The following is a 15,033-nucleotide window of genomic DNA, read 5'->3' on the forward strand; positions in this document are numbered from 1 at the left end:
GTGGTCCACGAGCTCGTCGAGGGCATCAAGATCATCCACGACGACGAGTCGATCGTCGTGATCGACAAGCCGGTCGGCGTCGCCGTGCACCCCTCGCCGGGCTGGTCGGGCCCGACCGTCGTCGGGCACCTGGCCGGAGCGGGGTTCCGCATCTCCACGAGTGGCGCCAGCGAGCGGCAGGGGATCGTCCAGCGCCTCGACGTCGGCACGTCCGGCGTCATGGTGATCACCAAGTCCGAGCACGCCTACTCGGTGCTCAAGAACGCCTTCCGCCACCGCACGGTCGACAAGACGTACCACGCGCTCGTGCAGGGGCACCCGGACCCGTGGCAGGGCACGGTCGACGCGCCGATCGGGCGTCACCCCAAGCACGACTACAAGTTCGCGGTGATGGCTGACGGCCGCGCCTCGGTGACGCACTACGAGACGCTGGAGGCGCACCGCTTCGCCTCGCTGCTCGAGGTGCACCTCGAGACCGGTCGCACCCACCAGATCCGCGTCCACATGTCCGCCCTCAAGCACCCGTGCGTCGGCGACATCACCTACGGGGCCGACCCGTCGCTCGCCAAGCGGGTGGGGCTCGAGCGGCRGTGGCTGCACGCCGTCAAGCTGGGCTTCGAGCACCCGGACACGGGCGCGTACGTCGAGTACGAGTCGACGTACCCCGACGACCTGGCCCACGCGCTCGAGGTCATCCGTGATGCCCACTGAGGTGTCGCTCCGCCCGGCCGGGCCGGAGGACCTGCCCGCCGTCGCCGAGGTCCACCTCGCGGCCCGTCGTGCGGCCGCGCCGCACATGCCTGCCGGCGTGCATCCCGACGACGACGTACGCCGCTGGGTCGGGTCGTGGGACCTCACCGCCCGCGAGGTGTGGCTCGCCGAGGCCGACGGCGCGCTCGTCGGCTTCGCGGCGCTGACCCGCACCTGGCTCGACGGGCTGTACGTCGCCCCCGACGCCCAACGCTCCGGCGTCGGCTCGGTGCTGCTCGACCTCGCGAAGGCACAGCGCCCGGACGGCTTCGGGCTCTGGGTCTTCGAGTCCAACGTGCCCGCGCGGGCCTTCTACGCCCGTCACGGCCTCGTCGAGCTGGAGCGCACCGACGGCTCGGCCAACGAGGAGCACCTCCCCGACGTGAGGATGGCGTGGCCGGGCGCCGACCCGTTGCGGTTCTTCCGCGCGATGATCGACGAGGTCGACCTGCTGCTCGGCGACGCCCTGGCCCGCCGGGTCGCGCTCACCCGGGTGGTGCAGGAGCACAAGCGGGACGTCTCGGAGGTCGCCGACCCCGCGCGCGACGACGCCCGCGAGCGCGACGTCGTCGCCCGGGTCGCCGAGCTCGCCCCGGAGCTGGGGGAGGCGCGGGTGGCCCGCATCATGCACGCGGTCATCTCGGAGTCGCTCGACGCCGCCCGTCACGGGTCGTGACCGGCCGGCTGATCCACCTGAACGGCGCCCCGGGTGTCGGCAAGTCCACGCTGGCCCGCGCGCTGGTGTCGTCCCGGCCGGGCTGGCTCAACTGCGACATCGACCTCCTGCGGAGCCTCGTCGGTGGCTGGGAGGACGACTTCGTGGGGACCGGCGGCGTGGTGCGACCGCTGGCGCTGGCCATGATCTCCGCCCACCTCGCCGAGGGCCGTTCCGTCGTGCTGCTACAGATGCCGCCGCACCGACCACCGCGGCCAGCAACCGCGTGATCGTCGCGGACGGTGGCGACGCCGCGGTCCTGGAGTGGGCGCGACGCCTGCGCGAGGGCTCCTCCACCCGGCCGGGAGTCACGACGATCGGCATCGGGGGCCTGGAGGTGCCGGAGGCGGTGGCAGTGCTGGCGGCGCGGATCGACGGGCCGTCGTGATGGTTGGCCCCGAAACGGCGAGCGCCCTCGTCGTCGTCTCCGGCGGTCAGTCGGGGGTCGACCGAGCCGCGCTGGACGTCGCGATCGCCCTCGGCCTGCCGTACGCCGGGTGGTGCCCGGCGGGCGGCGTCGCCGAGGACGAGCCAGCCCCTCCGGGCCTGCTGGCGGCCTACCCCGGCCTGCGCGAGTCCCCGACGCCCGACCCGGCCGAGCGCACCCGGCTCAACGTCCGGGACAGCACAGCGGTCCTCGTGGTCGCCCCCGCCCACCTCGTCGCCGGTGGCACCCTGCTCACGGTGGACGAGGCCACACGGCTCGGCCGACCATGCCTGGTCACCACCGGCCCGGCCGAGCGCGTCGCGGCCTGGCTCGACGCGCTCCCCGCGCCCTGCGTGCTCGACGTCGCCGGGCCGCGCTCCTCCGAGTGGCCGCAGGGGTACGACGTCGCCCGCAGGCTTCTCGAGGAGCTGTGGGACCGACGCTGATGGCGGCCCGAAGGGTCCACCCGGTGGACCCCAGGGGCCGCTGCCCCGCCGTCGAGGAGGCGTGGCTCCCGGCGATGGCCGAGGTCCGGCACTGCGCCTACCGGTTCGCGGCGACTGCCTTCGAGCCCTTCGGGGAGCGGCCGCACGCGTTCGTCGCCGTCACGCCGGTGACCGCGCTGGGCCCGCCCGTGAGGGTCGCCGACCTCATCGGGCTGCACGAGCAGCACGGCATCGAGCTCCGCGTCCTGCCCCGCTTGGAGGCCCACCTCGACCGGGTCGTGGCCGATGGCTGGGACTTCTCCGCCATCCGGATGCGCAACGCCGGGCGGGGACCCGCCGCGTCCGGGCATTGACCGAGCGGGGCTAGCGTGGCGGCCATGCTGATGCGCGGGGAGATCGCCGACCGCTACCGCGACTTCGCAACGTTCGCGCGTGGCGACAGCCCGACGTTCGAGGCGTGGGCGCTCGGGGTGGCCGAGGACGCCGAGGTGCACGCCTGGCTCGCCGACCTGCCGCGGCCCAAGCAGCAGCCCAACCTCGTCTTCGCCGCCGCGCGCTGGCACGGGGCTCCGGCGCCGGGGGAGTACGCCGCGTTCCGGGCCGTCCTGCTCGAGCGCGAGGAGGCCGTCAAGGCGACGATCCGGACCCGCGCCACCCAGACCAACGAGGTCGGCCGCCTGGCGACCCTCACCCCGGTCCTCGGCATGCTCGACGGGCCGCTGGCGCTCGTCGAGGTCGGGGCCAGCGCCGGCCTGTGCCTGTTCCCCGACCGCTACGACTACGACTGGCCGGGCGCCGGGAGGCTCACGGGCAGCGGGGGACCCACGCTCACGGCGACGGCCACCGGCCCGGTGCCCGTGCCCGACCGGCACCCGGAGGTCGCCTGGCGCGGCGGGGTCGACCTCAACCCCCTCGACGTCGCCGACGAGGACGCCATGGCGTGGCTGACCACCCTCGTCTGGCCCGAGCAGGACGAGCGCCGCCGCCGGCTGCGCGCGGCCGTCGAGGTGGCGCGTCGCGAGCCGCCGTACGTCGTCCGCGGCGACCTGCTGGACCGGCTCCCGGCCGTGCTCGACGAGGCCGGGCGGCACGGGACCCCGGTGGTCCTCCACAGCGCGGTCATCGCCTACCTCGAGGACGACGCCCGGGACCGCTTCCACGAGACGATGACCGCCCTCGTGGCCGCGGGCGCCTGCCACTGGATCAGCAACGAGGCGCCCCACGTCCTGCCCCGGGTGACCGGCGACGTCGAGGTCGGGCCGGGTCGCTTCGTGCTGGCCCTCGACGGGGTGCCGGTGGCCGCCGCGCACGGTCACGGGCACGCCCTGGAGTGGCGTCCGACGGGCGGCGTACCGCGGTGACCCCGGGGTCCGGACGGCACGCCGGAAGCGATGTCGGAACCCCCTGTCACACTGACGTAGGCTGATCGCTCTTCCCCTCCGCGATGATCCCGCGTCCCTCCAGCGAGGCTTGCTGGACCGTCAGTCGCGACCGTTCCCGCGACCCCCCGAAGCGACCCGAAGAAGGTGTGGAAGACCCCGATGTCGGCCGGCTCCAACGACAACTTCGTGCACCTGCACGTCCACACCGAGTACTCGATGCTCGACGGCGCGGCGCGCCTCGGCGACCTGGCCAACCACACGGCCGAGCTGGGGATGCCGGCCGTCGCGATGACCGACCACGGCAACGTGTTCGGCGCCTACGAGTTCTACAAGAAGGCCACCGCCGCCGGGGTCAAGCCGATCATCGGCATGGAGGCCTACTTCACGCCCAACATCAGCCGCTTCGAGCGCAAGCGCGTCAACTTCTACAAGGGTGGGCCGGACGACGTCTCCAGCCGCGGCGCCTACACGCACATGACCCTGCTCTCGGAGTCGACCGAGGGCATGCACAACCTGTTCCGCCTCTCCACCGGGGCGTGGCGCGACGGCTTCTTCCAGCACCCGCGGGCCGACCGCGAGCTGCTGTCCCAGCACAGCGCCGGGATCATCGGCACCACCGGCTGCCCGTCGGGCGAGGTCCAGGTCCACCTGCGCCACAACAACTACGACGCCGCCCGCCAGACCGCCGCGGACTACCAGGAGATCCTGGGCCGCGACAACTACTTCCTCGAGCTGATGGACCACGGGCTCGACATCGAGCGCCGGGTCCGCGACGGCCTGCTGCGCCTCGCCAAGGACCTGCGGATCCCGCTGCTGGCGACCAACGACTCCCACTACGTCCACCAGCACGACGCCAAGAGCCAGGAGCACCTGCTCTGCATCAACTCCGGCTCGACGATGGACATCCCGGCCGGCGACGGCCCGGGCCAGCGGTTCGCCTTCAACGGTGACGGCTACTACCTCAAGTCGCCGGCCGAGATGCGCTCGCTGTGGGTCGACAAGTACGACCTGCGCGAGGCCTGCGACAACACGCTGTGGATCGCCGAGCGCTGCGACGTCACCTTCACCGAGGGCAACGGCACCTACATGCCGCGCTTCCCCTGCCCGCCCGGGGAGAACGAGGACTCCTGGCTGGTCAAGGAGGTGGAGCGCGGACTCGCCGTGCGCTACCCGGCCGGCGTGCCCGACGACGTGCGCAAGCAGGCCGAGTTCGAGCTCGGCGTCATCACCCAGATGGGCTTCCCCGGCTACTTCCTCGTCGTCGCGGACTTCATCAACTGGGCCAAGGACAACGGCATCCGCGTCGGCCCCGGCCGCGGCTCCGGTGCGGGCTCGATGGTCGCCTACGCCATGCGGATCACCGACCTCGACCCGCTCGAGCACGGCCTGATCTTCGAGCGCTTCCTCAACCCCGACCGCGTCTCGATGCCCGACTTCGACATCGACTTCGACGAGCGTCGACGCGGTGAGGTCATCCGCTACGTCACCGACAAGTACGGCGACGACCGGGTCTCCTACATCGTCACCTACGGCACCATCAAGGCCAAGCAGGCCGTCAAGGACTCGAGCCGCATCCTGGGCTACCCCTTCGCCATGGGCGACCGCATCACCAAGGCGATGCCGGCTGCGGTGATGGGCAAGGACGTCCCGCTCAAGGACATCTTCGACGCCAACCACAAGCGCTACGGCGAGGGCGGCGAGTTCCGCGGCCTCTACGAGAACGACAACGACGTCAAGCGCGTGGTCGACACCGCCATCGGCATCGAGGGGCTCAAGCGCCAGTGGGGCGTGCACGCGGCCGGCGTGATCATGTCCAGCGAGCCGCTCATCGACGTCATCCCGCTGCTCAAGCGGCCCGCCGACGGCGCGATGATCACCCAGCTCGACTACCCCACGTGCGAGGCCCTCGGCCTCATCAAGATGGACTTCCTGGGGCTGCGCAACCTCACCGTCCTCGACGACGCGGTGAAGAACATCAAGGTCAACCGCGACGAGACGGTCGTCCTCGAGGACCTCACCCTCGACGACCCGGCGACCTACAGCCTGCTCCAGCGCGGGGACAYCCTCGGCGTCTTCCAGCTCGACGGTGGCCCGATGCGGGCCCTGCTGCGCTCGATGCGGCCCGACAAGTTCGAGGACATCTCGGCGGTGGGCGCGCTCTACCGCCCCGGACCGATGGGTGCCGACTCCCACAACAAGTACGCGCGCCGCAAGACCGGTCGCGAGCCCGTGGAGGCGATCCACCCGGAGCTCGCCGAGGCGCTGGAGGACATCCTCGGCGAGACCTACGGCCTGATCGTCTACCAGGAGCAGGTCATGGCGATCGCGCAGAAGCTCGCCGGCTACACGCTCGGCCAGGCCGACCTGCTCCGCCGCGCCATGGGCAAGAAGAAGAAGGAGGAGCTCGACAAGCAGTTCGAGATCTTCTCCGCGGGCATGGTCGAGCGCGGCTACTCCATGAAGGCCGTGCAGACCCTCTGGGACATCCTGCTGCCCTTCTCCGACTACGCCTTCAACAAGGCCCACTCCGCGGCGTACGGGCTCGTCTCCTACTGGACCGCCTACCTCAAGGCCAACTACCCGGCCGAGTACATGGCGGCCCTGCTGACCAGCACCAAGGACGACAAGGACAAGTCCGCGATCTACCTCAACGAGTGCCGACGGATGAAGATCCAGGTGCTCCCGCCGGACGTCAACGAGTCGCACGCCAACTTCACCCCGGTCGGTCACGACGTCCGTTTCGGCCTCACCGCCATCCGCAACGTCGGCGCCAACGTCGTCGACGGCATCGTCGGCGGCCGGGAGGAGAAGGGGCGGTACGCCGACTTCAACGACTTCATGGAGAAGGTCCCGGYCCACGTGTGCAACAAGCGCGTGGTGGAGTCGCTCATCAAGGCCGGCGCCTTCGACGAGATGAAGCACAAGCGCCGCGCGCTGGTGACCATCCACGAGACCGCCGTCGACCAGTACATCGACATCAAGAAGAACGAGGCCATCGGCCAGGACTCGCTCTTCGGGGGTCTCGACGAGGCGGACGGCGGCTTCGGCACCAGCATCCCGATCCCCGACATCGACGACTGGGACAAGATGACGCTGCTGGGCCACGAGCGCGAGATGCTCGGCCTCTACGTCTCCGACCACCCGCTGCTGGGCCTCGAGCACGTCCTCTCCAACGGCACCGACTGCACCATCGGTCAGCTGATGCTGGACGAGGACCGCGCCCACGGCAGCACCCTGACGATCAGCGGCCTGGTGACCAGCGTCCAGCGCAAGATCACCAAGAAGGGCGACGCCTGGGCGACGATCACCCTGGAGGACCTCGACGGGGCGATCGAGGTGCTGCTCTTCCCGAGCGCCTACCAGCTCGCGWCCAACCACCTGGTCGAGGACGCGATCCTGCGGGTCAAGGGGCAGCTCTCCCGCGACAAGGACCAGCCCGAGCTGCGCGCCCAGGAGGTCTCGGTCCCCGACATCTCCGACGGCCCCAGCGGCCCGGTGGCGGTCAACCTGCCGCACACCCGGGTCAACCCCGGCACGGTCGACAGCCTCAAGGACGTCCTGGCCACCCACCCGGGCGTCACCGAGGTGATCCTGCACGTGCGGATGCGAGACCGGACGATCGTGCTCAAGGTGGGTGACCACCACCGGGTGACGCCGAGCCCGGCGCTCTTCGCCGACCTCAAGCAGCTCCTGGGTCCCGGATGCCTGGCGGGCTGAGGGCCGCGGTCAGCCGGGTCGCGGTCGTGCTGGCGACCTTCGCGGTGGTGGGGGCCATCGCCGGGGTCGTGTGGGAGTGGGTGTGGACCCCTCCGCTGGGCATCGTCTACCGCGGCGAGTGGCTCTTCGAGCCCGCCGGTCCCGACTACGCCTTCTCCGGCACCGGCTGGTACGTCGTGATCGCGCTGGCGGCCGGCCTGCTCACCGCGCTGATCCTCGGCTGGGTGCTGGTGTCCGGGGAGGTGACGACCCTGGTCGCCGCCGTCGTGGGCTCGGTCCTGGCCGGCTGGCTGATGTTCACCGTGGGACACACACTCGGCCCGCCCGACCCGCGGCCGCTGGCCGCTGCGAAGGACGACCTGACCCGGCTGCCCAGCGACCTGCGCGTCGTCACGAGCGACCCCGATGCGGCGTCGTACTCCCTCACGTCGAGCGCCTTCACCGCGTTCCCGATGGGGACCGCCGTGGGTCTCGCGCTGGTCTGGTTCACCACGCGCGGTCGCCGCGTTCGCGGGGTTGAGCCCCGCTCCGGTGGGTAGGCTACGGCCGTCTCATCACGCCGTTCACGGGGGTTCCGCATGTCCACCACGCCGCAGGGTCCCTCGGGCCCCGAGTACCTCGAGTCGTCGTCGGGCAGCCCCGTCGCCGGCCGCTCGTCCGAGCAGTCCGCCGACCGGCGCAAGCGGCTGGTCGTGCTCGGGGGACTGGTGGGCGTCCTGGCGGTCGGGGGCGGCGTGGCGTGGGCAGCGTCGAGCTTCCTCAGCACCGGGTCGCAGCCGGCGCAGGCCCTGCCGGCCGGGACGATCGGCTACGTCAGCGTCGACCTCGACCCCAGCGGCAGCCAGAAGATCGAGGCCATCCGCACCCTGCGCAAGTTCCCCGCGCTCGCCGACCACCTGGACCTCGAGACCGACGACGACCTGCGTGAGCGGCTCTTCACCGAGCTGACCGCGTCCGGTGAGTGCGAGGGCCTCGACTACGCCGCCGACGTCGAGCCCTGGCTCGGCAGCCGGGCCGCGGTCGCGGCGGTCGACACCGGCGCCGAGGCGCCGTCGCCCGTCCTCGTCGTGCAGGTCACCGACGCGGGCAGGGCCGAGGACGGCCTCGCCACCCTCCAGGAGACCTGCGGTGGCGACGAGGTCGACTCGGCCACGGCCGGCTGGACCGTCGAGGGCGACTGGGCCGTGATCGGCGAGACGGTGGAGATCACCGACCGGGTGGCCGCCGACGCCGGCGAGGGCAGCCTGGCCGATGACGGCGACTTCCAGCGCTGGACCGAGGAGGCCGGCGACCCCGGCATCATGAGCGTGTACGTCGCGCCGGCCGCCGGGAAGTACCTCGGGGACCTCATGAGCGCCCAGTCGTCGATGTTCGGCGTACCGGACGTCGCGGCCCTCGACCCGGAGACCCTCCAGCCCATGGAGGACTCGCAGGGCGACGACCCCCTCACGCCGGAGATGGAGCAGTCGCTCGCCGACTTCCAGGGTGCCGCGGTCACCGTCCGCTTCGACGACGGCGCCCTCGAGCTCGAGATGGCCGGCGACCCGGGCCAGTCGATGGTGGCCCTGTCCGGGCTCGACCAGAGTGCCTCCGACCTGGTCGCCGGCCTTCCCGACGACACGGTCGCGGCCTTCGGGGTCGGGTTCACCGACGGCTGGTTCACCACGATGATCGACAACGCCGCCACGCTGGGCGGCACCGACATGACGGCCGAGGAGATGATGGCCGAGATGTCCCAGGCGTCCGGGCTCGACCTGCCGGCGGACGCCGAGGCCCTCGCCGGTGACGGTGTCGCCGTCTCCATGGGCGCGGGCTTCGACCTCGAGTCCTTCTTCAACGGCGGACCCGGCGAGCTGCCGGTCGGCGTCACCATCCAGGGCGACCCCGAGGCCATCCAGGCCGCGCTCGACAAGGTCAAGGCGCAGATGGGGCCCGACGGCGACATGCTCGAGACCGAGGTCGACGGCGACCGGGTGACGATCAGCCCCAACGCCGACTACCGATCCACCCTCGCCGGTGGCGGCTCGCTGGGTGACTCCGAGGCCTTCGACGAGGTCGTCGCCGACGCGGACGAGGCGTCCGCCCTGCTCTTCGTCGACTTCGACGCCGACGACAACTGGCTGGCGCGCCTGGCCGGCGAGGAGGACCCGAGGATCGCGGAGAACATCGAGCCGCTCTCGGCCTTCGGCGTCACCGGCTGGGTCGAGGACGGCGTCTCCCACTCGGTCGTCAAGCTCACGACCGACTGAGCCCGCTCACCGGCCGATCGGGGCCGTGGTCGCCGAGGTGACCGCGACCAGGTCGGCCGGTGACAGCTCCACGTCGAGCCCACGCCTGCCGCCTGAGACGAAGACCGTCGGCCAGGCGAGGGCCGACGCGTCGAGGACGGTCGGGTGCGCCCGCCTCTGGCCGACCGGCGAGATGCCGCCGGCGACGTACCCGGTCGCGCGTTCGGCCGCGGCGACGTCGGCCATGACGGCCTTGCTGCCGCCCAGGGCCCGCGCGAGCGCCTTGAGGTCCAGCCGGCCGTCGACCGGCACCACGCCGACGGCGAGGGCGCCGTCGAGCGAGGCCATCAGCGTCTTCAGGACCCGGCCGGGCTCGACGCCGAGCGCCTCGGCCGCCTCGAGACCGTACGACGCGCTGCGCGGGTCGTGCTCGTAGGCGTGCAGGCTGAACTCGACGCCCGCAGCGGCCAGCGCGACGGTCGCCGGCGTGCCGCCGCCGGTCCTGGTCCTGGCCATCTCGTGCCCGCTCGGGCGCTCAGTTGGGGGACCAGGCGGTGCGGGCCACCTCGGTGGCCGGCAGCGACGGGATGACGTTGATGGCCCGCAGCTCCTCGCGCAGCAGCGAGGTCACCAGCTCCAGCCGCTCGAGCGCCGAGTCGGCCTCGAGCAGCGACTGCCGCTCGGCCATCGGCAGCGGGGCCAGGGCGGCGAGGGTCCACGACAGGTAGCCGGGGTCGCGCGGGAGCGAGCCGGAGAACGTCGTCCCCTGCAGCTCGCTGACGGCCGCCCGGTACGCCGTGAACGTCGCACGCGCCCGGCTCAGGACCTCCTCGGGCACGGGGTCCTCGGCATCCGGGTGCTCGGTGACGTCCCCGACGGCGTACTCACCGGAGGTGTCGAGGCCCTGGAGCACGATGCGCTCGCGGGCGACGGCCTCGATCTCGTAGGTGCCGTCGTCGTTGGCCTCCACCTCGGTGAGCTGGAGCCGGACGCCGACGCGGTACAACGACTGCGACCCGTGGTCGCCGACCTCGTAGCCCTCGCGGACGGCCACGCTGCCGAAGACACGCTCGGCGGGATCGTCGATGCTCAGCAGGTGCTGGACCAGCGCGCGGTAGCGGTCCTCGAAGACGTGGAGGGGCACCGAGACGCCGGGGAACACCACCGTGCTGAGGGGGAACATCGCCAAGGGAGTGCTCACGCCCCGACCCTAGCGTTGTCCAGCCCGGGCACGGGTTCGGCCGCGGCGCGGCGCGGTCCCTAGACTTGGCGCCATGATTCGCCGCATCGACCTCAGGGGAGCCGACCGTGCCTCCGTCGACTACCGCGCCGCCGTGCCGCGCGCGGAGTTCGACGTGGAGGCGGCCACGCACCTGGTGGCCCCGGTGCTGCACGCGGTCAAGGCCCGCGGCGTCGAGGCGATCCTGGAGTACTCCGCGGAGTTCGACCGGATCGAGATCGAGGACATCGCGGTTCCCCGCGAGGCGATGACCCGCGCTCTGGAGGAGCTCGACCCGGCGGTCCGCGAGGCGCTCGAGGAGTCGATCCGCCGCCTGCGCGCCACGTGCGAGGCCGAGCTCGAGCACGACGTGGTGACCAGCCTCGGGGACGGCGCCACCGTGACGCACCGCAAGGTGCCCATCGACCGGGTGGGGCTCTACGTCCCCGGCGGCCTCGCGCCGCTGGTGAGCAGCGTCGTCATGAACGTGGTCCCGGCGCAGGTTGCCGGCGTGCGCAGCATCGCGCTGAGCAGCCCGCCCCAGAAGACCACCGGGGGGCTGCCCGAGCCCACCATCATGGCCGCCTGCGAGCTGCTCGGCGTCCACGAGGTCTACTCCGTCGGCGGCGCGCAGGCCATCGCCATGTTCGCCTACGGCGCCGGGCCGTGCCGCCCGGTCAACCTGATCACCGGGCCGGGCTCCATCTACGTGGTGGCCGCCAAGCGCCTCGTCGGCGGCAGCGTGGCCATCGACTCCGAGGCCGGGCCCACCGAGATCGCCATCCTGGCCGACGACTCGGCCGACGCGGCGCACGTCGCCGCAGACCTCATCAGCCAGGCCGAGCACGACCCGCTGGCGGCCTCCGTGCTCGTGACCGACTCCGACACGCTGGCCGACGACGTGGTCGCCGAGCTCGAGAAGCAGGTCTTCGCGACCCGCCACACCGGTCGCATCCAGCAGGCGCTCACCGGTCCGCAGTCCGCGATCGTGATGGTCGACGACGTGGGCCAGGGCATCGACGTCGTCAACGCCTACGCCGCCGAGCACCTCGAGATCCAGACCCGCGAGGCCTCGGCGCACGCCGCCCGCATCACCAACGCCGGTGCCGTCTTCGTCGGTCCCTGGGCGCCGGTCTCGCTGGGCGACTACTGCGCCGGGTCCAACCACGTGCTCCCGACCGCCGGGTGCGCCTGTCACTCCAGCGGCCTCAGCGTCCGCGCCTTCACCAAGTCGATGCACGTCATCGACTACTCGCGCGACGCGCTCGCCGAGGTCGCCGGTCACGTCGTCACGCTGGCCGAGGCGGAGGACCTGCCCGGTCACGGCGCCGCGGTCTCCGTGCGGTTCGAGCAGTGAGCGCGGCGTCCACGCCGGAGTGGTCGTGGCCGCCCCTGCGTGAGGAGCTGCGCGGCATCGAGCCGTACGGCGCCCCGCAGCTCGACGTACCGGTCCAGCTCAACGTCAACGAGAACCCCTACGGTCCCTCGCTCGCGGCGGCCGCGGACATCGCGTCCGCGGTGGGGCAGGCGGCGACGTCGCTCAACCGCTACCCGGACCGCGAGTTCACCGAGCTGCGCGAGGCCCTGGCGGCCTACCTCAACGCCTCCGGCGGCAGCGGCATCACCGCCGACCGGGTCTGGGCGGCCAACGGGTCCAACGAGGTCATGCTCCAGCTGCTGCAGGCCTTCGGCGGTCCGGGCCGGGTGGCGCTGAGCTTCGCGCCGACGTACTCCATGTATCCCGAGTACGCCCGCGACAGCGTGACCGAGTGGGTGGCGGGGCGCCGCGAGGAGGACTTCTCGCTGGACCTCGAGGCCGCCCGCGCGCTCGTCGAGGAGCGGCACCCCAGCGTCGTCCTGCTCCCGTCGCCCAACAACCCGACCGGGACCGCGCTGCCGCCCGAGGCGGTCTCGATGCTCTGCGAGGCCGCCGGGGACGGGCTGGTCGTCGTGGACGAGGCGTACGGCGAGTTCCGACGCGCGGGCGTGCCCAGCGCCCTCGAGCTGCTGGACACGCACCGCAACCTCGTCGTCACCCGCACCATGAGCAAGGCCTTCGCCCTCGCCGGGGCGCGGGTCGGCTACCTCGCCGCTGCCCCTGAGATCTGCGACGCGATCCGGGTCGTGCGACTTCCCTACCACCTGTCGGCCGTCACCCAGGCCACGGCGCTGGCCGCGCTGCGGCACGCACCGGAGCTGCTCGGCAGGGTCGACGAGCTCCGCGTCGAGCGGGACGCCACCGTCGACTGGCTCCGCGCACAGGGGCTCACGGTGGCCGACAGCGACGCCAACTTCGCGCTCTTCGGCACCTTCGCCGACCGCCACRCCGTCTGGCAGGGGCTGGTCGACCGGGGTGTGCTGATCCGGGAGACCGGGCCGGACGGCTGGCTGCGGGTCTCGATCGGGACCGGCGCCGAGATGGACGCATTCAAGGACGCACTGATCCAGGTCATGGAGGACCACCGATGAACCGCACCGCCAAGATCGAGCGGACCACCTCGGAGTCCCAGGTCTCCGTCGAGGTCGACCTCGACGGCTCCGGGCGCGCCGACATCAGCACCAACGTCGGCTTCTACGACCACATGCTCACCGCCTTCGCGCGGCACTCGCTGGTCGACCTCACCGTGCACTCCAACGGCGACACCCACATCGACGCCCACCACACCGTCGAGGACACTGCGATCGTGCTCGGCCAGGCACTGCGCGAGGCGCTGGGGGACAAGCGCGGCATCCGGCGCTTCGGCGACGCGACCGTGCCGCTCGACGAGGCGCTGGCCCAGGCGGTCGTCGACGTGTCCGGGCGTCCCTACTGCGTGCACACCGGGGAGCCCGAGGGGCAGATCTACGTCGCCATCGGCGGCAACGACGTCAACGGGGCCGCCTACCAGGGCTCCCTGACCCGCCACGTCTTCGAGACGATCGCCTTCCACGCCCACCTCGCGCTGCACGTGCGGGTGCTGTCCGGCCGGGACCCGCACCACCTCGTGGAGGCGCAGTTCAAGGCGTTCGCCCGCGCCTTCCGCGACGCGATCGCCCTCGACCCCCGGGAGACGGGTGTGCCCTCGACCAAGGGCACGCTCGGGGACGCCTCTTGAGCCCCGCCCCCCGACAGGTCGTCGTCCTCGACTACGGGTCGGGCAACCTGCGCTCGGTCGTGCGCGCCGCCGAGCGCACCGGCGCCGAGGTGACCCTCACCAGCGACTTCACCACGGCCCTCGAGGCCGACGGCCTCATCGTGCCCGGCGTGGGCGCGTACGCCGCCTGCATGGCCGGCCTGCGCGCCGTCAAGGGTGACCGGATCATCGGTCGCCGCCTGGCCGGCGGACGACCGGTGCTCGGCATCTGCGTCGGCATGCAGGTCCTCTTCGCCCGCGGGGTGGAGCACGGCGTCGAGGCCGAGGGCTGCGACGAGTGGCCGGGCACCGTCGAGCGGCTCCAGGCGCCCGTCGTGCCCCACATGGGCTGGAACACCGTCGAGGTCCCCGAGGGCAGCCGGTTGTTCGCCGGCGTCGAGGGGGAGCGGTTCTACTTCGTCCACTCGTACGCCGCCCGCTCGTGGGACCTGGTGACCAACGACCGCACCCGCGCACCCCTCGTCAGCTGGACCACGCACGGCGGCGACCGGTTCGTGTCGGCCGTCGAGAACGGTCCGCTCTGGGCCACCCAGTTCCACCCCGAGAAKTCCGGCGACGCCGGGGCCGTGCTGCTGCGCAACTGGGTCGCCACGCTCTGAGGCGGTTGCCCGAAATCGGGGTCGCCTCGCGGCGGGGCCCGGGGCTAGCGTCCCGGCATGGCCACGATGAGTGTCAACCAAGTCATCCACGCCGCCGTACGCCGTGACGTGGCACGCACCGAGCAGGCGCTCCGGGCGCTGCCGGACGGGGACCGTGGGCGCGCCCGCCAGATCCAGGTGGCCTGGCAGAACCTCGTCCGCGAGCTGACCCACCACCACGAGTCCGAGGACGCCCTCGTGTGGCCGTTCCTGCTCTCGCGGGGCGTCGACGCCACCCTGATGCGAGCCATGGAGGACGAGCACGCGGCCATGAAGGAGGCGCTGGGCGACGCCGGCCGCGCGATCGACGCGGTCGTCGCGGACCCGACGGCGGACCGCGCCCGCGCGGCCGCGGACACGGTCGCACGGTGCAGCGG

17 protein-coding genes are annotated in these 15,033 nt (G+C 72.3%); 15 read left to right on the top strand and 2 right to left on the bottom strand.

Annotated elements, in window-relative coordinates; all coding sequences use genetic code 11:
• From ACXJKL_RS03190 to ACXJKL_RS03235, 10 genes are all read left to right on the top strand, one after another.
• Positions 1 to 711, top strand: a 711-nt coding sequence (locus ACXJKL_RS03190) for an RluA family pseudouridine synthase (protein WP_457205604.1), incomplete at its 5' end; no start/stop codon positions are given.
• On the top strand, positions 701 to 1,426 hold the full coding sequence (locus ACXJKL_RS03195) for a GNAT family N-acetyltransferase (protein WP_457205605.1): 726 nt from the start codon (positions 701 to 703) through the stop codon (positions 1,424 to 1,426). The genes ACXJKL_RS03190 and ACXJKL_RS03195, both read left to right, overlap by 11 nt.
• Positions 1,423 to 1,695 (top strand): hypothetical protein, encoded by a 273-nt coding sequence (locus tag ACXJKL_RS03200; RefSeq protein ID WP_457205606.1) that lies wholly within the window; start codon positions 1,423 to 1,425, stop codon positions 1,693 to 1,695. Before ACXJKL_RS03195 ends, ACXJKL_RS03200 begins: the two co-directional genes overlap by 4 nt.
• Positions 1,692 to 1,853 carry a hypothetical protein gene (locus tag ACXJKL_RS03205; RefSeq protein ID WP_457205607.1) on the top strand — a complete coding sequence of 54 codons (162 nt, stop codon included), beginning with the start codon at positions 1,692 to 1,694 and terminating at the stop codon, positions 1,851 to 1,853. Before ACXJKL_RS03200 ends, ACXJKL_RS03205 begins: the two co-directional genes overlap by 4 nt.
• A complete protein-coding gene (locus ACXJKL_RS03210) occupies positions 1,853 to 2,338 on the top strand; it encodes a YpsA SLOG family protein (RefSeq protein ID WP_457205608.1) in 486 nt (161 codons plus the stop codon). The genes ACXJKL_RS03205 and ACXJKL_RS03210 overlap by 1 nt, the downstream gene beginning before the upstream one ends.
• A 23-nt stretch (positions 2,339 to 2,361) precedes the next feature.
• Entirely contained in the window at positions 2,362 to 2,691 is a 330-nt protein-coding gene (locus ACXJKL_RS03215) for a DUF6886 family protein (RefSeq protein ID WP_457205609.1), read from the top strand.
• A 24-nt stretch (positions 2,692 to 2,715) separates the two neighbouring features.
• Complete coding sequence (locus ACXJKL_RS03220; RefSeq protein ID WP_457205610.1) at positions 2,716 to 3,699, top strand: DUF2332 domain-containing protein; 984 nt, start codon at positions 2,716 to 2,718, stop codon at positions 3,697 to 3,699.
• Between the two features lie 180 nt (positions 3,700 to 3,879).
• The gene (gene dnaE / locus ACXJKL_RS03225; RefSeq protein WP_457205620.1) at positions 3,880 to 7,437 is read left to right on the top strand and encodes a DNA polymerase III subunit alpha; all 3,558 of its coding nucleotides are present in this window, start codon (positions 3,880 to 3,882) and stop codon (positions 7,435 to 7,437) included.
• Positions 7,422 to 7,976 carry a hypothetical protein gene (locus ACXJKL_RS03230; protein WP_457205611.1) on the top strand — a complete coding sequence of 185 codons (555 nt, stop codon included), beginning with the start codon at positions 7,422 to 7,424 and terminating at the stop codon, positions 7,974 to 7,976. Before dnaE ends, ACXJKL_RS03230 begins: the two co-directional genes overlap by 16 nt.
• Before the next feature lie 39 nt (positions 7,977 to 8,015).
• Complete coding sequence (locus ACXJKL_RS03235; protein ID WP_457205612.1) at positions 8,016 to 9,686, top strand: DUF3352 domain-containing protein; 1,671 nt, start codon at positions 8,016 to 8,018, stop codon at positions 9,684 to 9,686.
• A gap of 6 nt (positions 9,687 to 9,692) precedes the next feature.
• Here ACXJKL_RS03235 and ybaK read toward each other — a convergent pair whose 3' ends face one another.
• Together ybaK and ACXJKL_RS03245 are read right to left on the bottom strand one after the other, a co-directional pair.
• Positions 9,693 to 10,181, bottom strand: a complete 489-nt coding sequence (gene ybaK / locus ACXJKL_RS03240) for a Cys-tRNA(Pro) deacylase (protein WP_457205613.1) — start codon at positions 10,179 to 10,181, stop codon at positions 9,693 to 9,695.
• A gap of 19 nt (positions 10,182 to 10,200) precedes the next feature.
• On the bottom strand, positions 10,201 to 10,866 hold the full coding sequence (locus tag ACXJKL_RS03245; RefSeq protein ID WP_457205614.1) for an LON peptidase substrate-binding domain-containing protein: 666 nt from the start codon (positions 10,864 to 10,866) through the stop codon (positions 10,201 to 10,203).
• A gap of 73 nt (positions 10,867 to 10,939) precedes the next feature.
• On the opposite strand from ACXJKL_RS03245, the gene hisD reads away from it, so the two are divergent.
• The 5 genes from hisD to ACXJKL_RS03270 all read left to right on the top strand — a co-directional run.
• On the top strand, positions 10,940 to 12,241 hold the full coding sequence (gene hisD, locus ACXJKL_RS03250; RefSeq protein ID WP_457205615.1) for a histidinol dehydrogenase: 1,302 nt from the start codon (positions 10,940 to 10,942) through the stop codon (positions 12,239 to 12,241).
• On the top strand, positions 12,238 to 13,353 hold the full coding sequence (locus ACXJKL_RS03255) for a histidinol-phosphate transaminase (RefSeq protein ID WP_457205616.1): 1,116 nt from the start codon (positions 12,238 to 12,240) through the stop codon (positions 13,351 to 13,353). The genes hisD and ACXJKL_RS03255 overlap by 4 nt, the downstream gene beginning before the upstream one ends.
• Positions 13,350 to 13,979 (top strand): imidazoleglycerol-phosphate dehydratase HisB, encoded by a 630-nt coding sequence (hisB, locus tag ACXJKL_RS03260; protein WP_457205617.1) that lies wholly within the window; start codon positions 13,350 to 13,352, stop codon positions 13,977 to 13,979. Before ACXJKL_RS03255 ends, hisB begins: the two co-directional genes overlap by 4 nt.
• Positions 13,976 to 14,617, top strand: coding sequence for an imidazole glycerol phosphate synthase subunit HisH (hisH, locus tag ACXJKL_RS03265; RefSeq protein WP_457205618.1), 642 nt, complete (start codon positions 13,976 to 13,978; stop codon positions 14,615 to 14,617). The genes hisB and hisH overlap by 4 nt, the downstream gene beginning before the upstream one ends.
• Before the next feature lie 57 nt (positions 14,618 to 14,674).
• On the top strand, positions 14,675 to 15,033 hold a 359-nt coding region (locus ACXJKL_RS03270; RefSeq protein ID WP_457205619.1), incomplete at its 3' end, for a hemerythrin domain-containing protein.

This window comes from Nocardioides sp. P5_C9_2 (genome assembly GCF_054049555.1).

Bases quoted from the DNA above. Each gene is read 5' to 3' on its own strand.
- ACXJKL_RS03230 (WP_457205611.1), top strand. From the start codon at position 7,422: ATGCCTGGCGGGCTGAGGGCCGCGGTCAGCCGGGTCGCGGTCGTGCTG.
- ACXJKL_RS03235 (WP_457205612.1), top strand. From the start codon at position 8,016: ATGTCCACCACGCCGCAGGGTCCCTCGGGCCCCGAGTACCTCGAGTCG.
- ACXJKL_RS03195 (WP_457205605.1), top strand. From the start codon at position 701: ATGCCCACTGAGGTGTCGCTCCGCCCGGCCGGGCCGGAGGACCTGCCC.
- hisB (WP_457205617.1), top strand. From the start codon at position 13,350: ATGAACCGCACCGCCAAGATCGAGCGGACCACCTCGGAGTCCCAGGTC.
- ACXJKL_RS03210 (WP_457205608.1), top strand. From the start codon at position 1,853: ATGGTTGGCCCCGAAACGGCGAGCGCCCTCGTCGTCGTCTCCGGCGGT.
- ACXJKL_RS03220 (WP_457205610.1), top strand. From the start codon at position 2,716: ATGCTGATGCGCGGGGAGATCGCCGACCGCTACCGCGACTTCGCAACG.
- hisD (WP_457205615.1), top strand. From the start codon at position 10,940: ATGATTCGCCGCATCGACCTCAGGGGAGCCGACCGTGCCTCCGTCGAC.
- ybaK (WP_457205613.1), bottom strand. From the start codon at position 10,181: ATGGCCAGGACCAGGACCGGCGGCGGCACGCCGGCGACCGTCGCGCTG.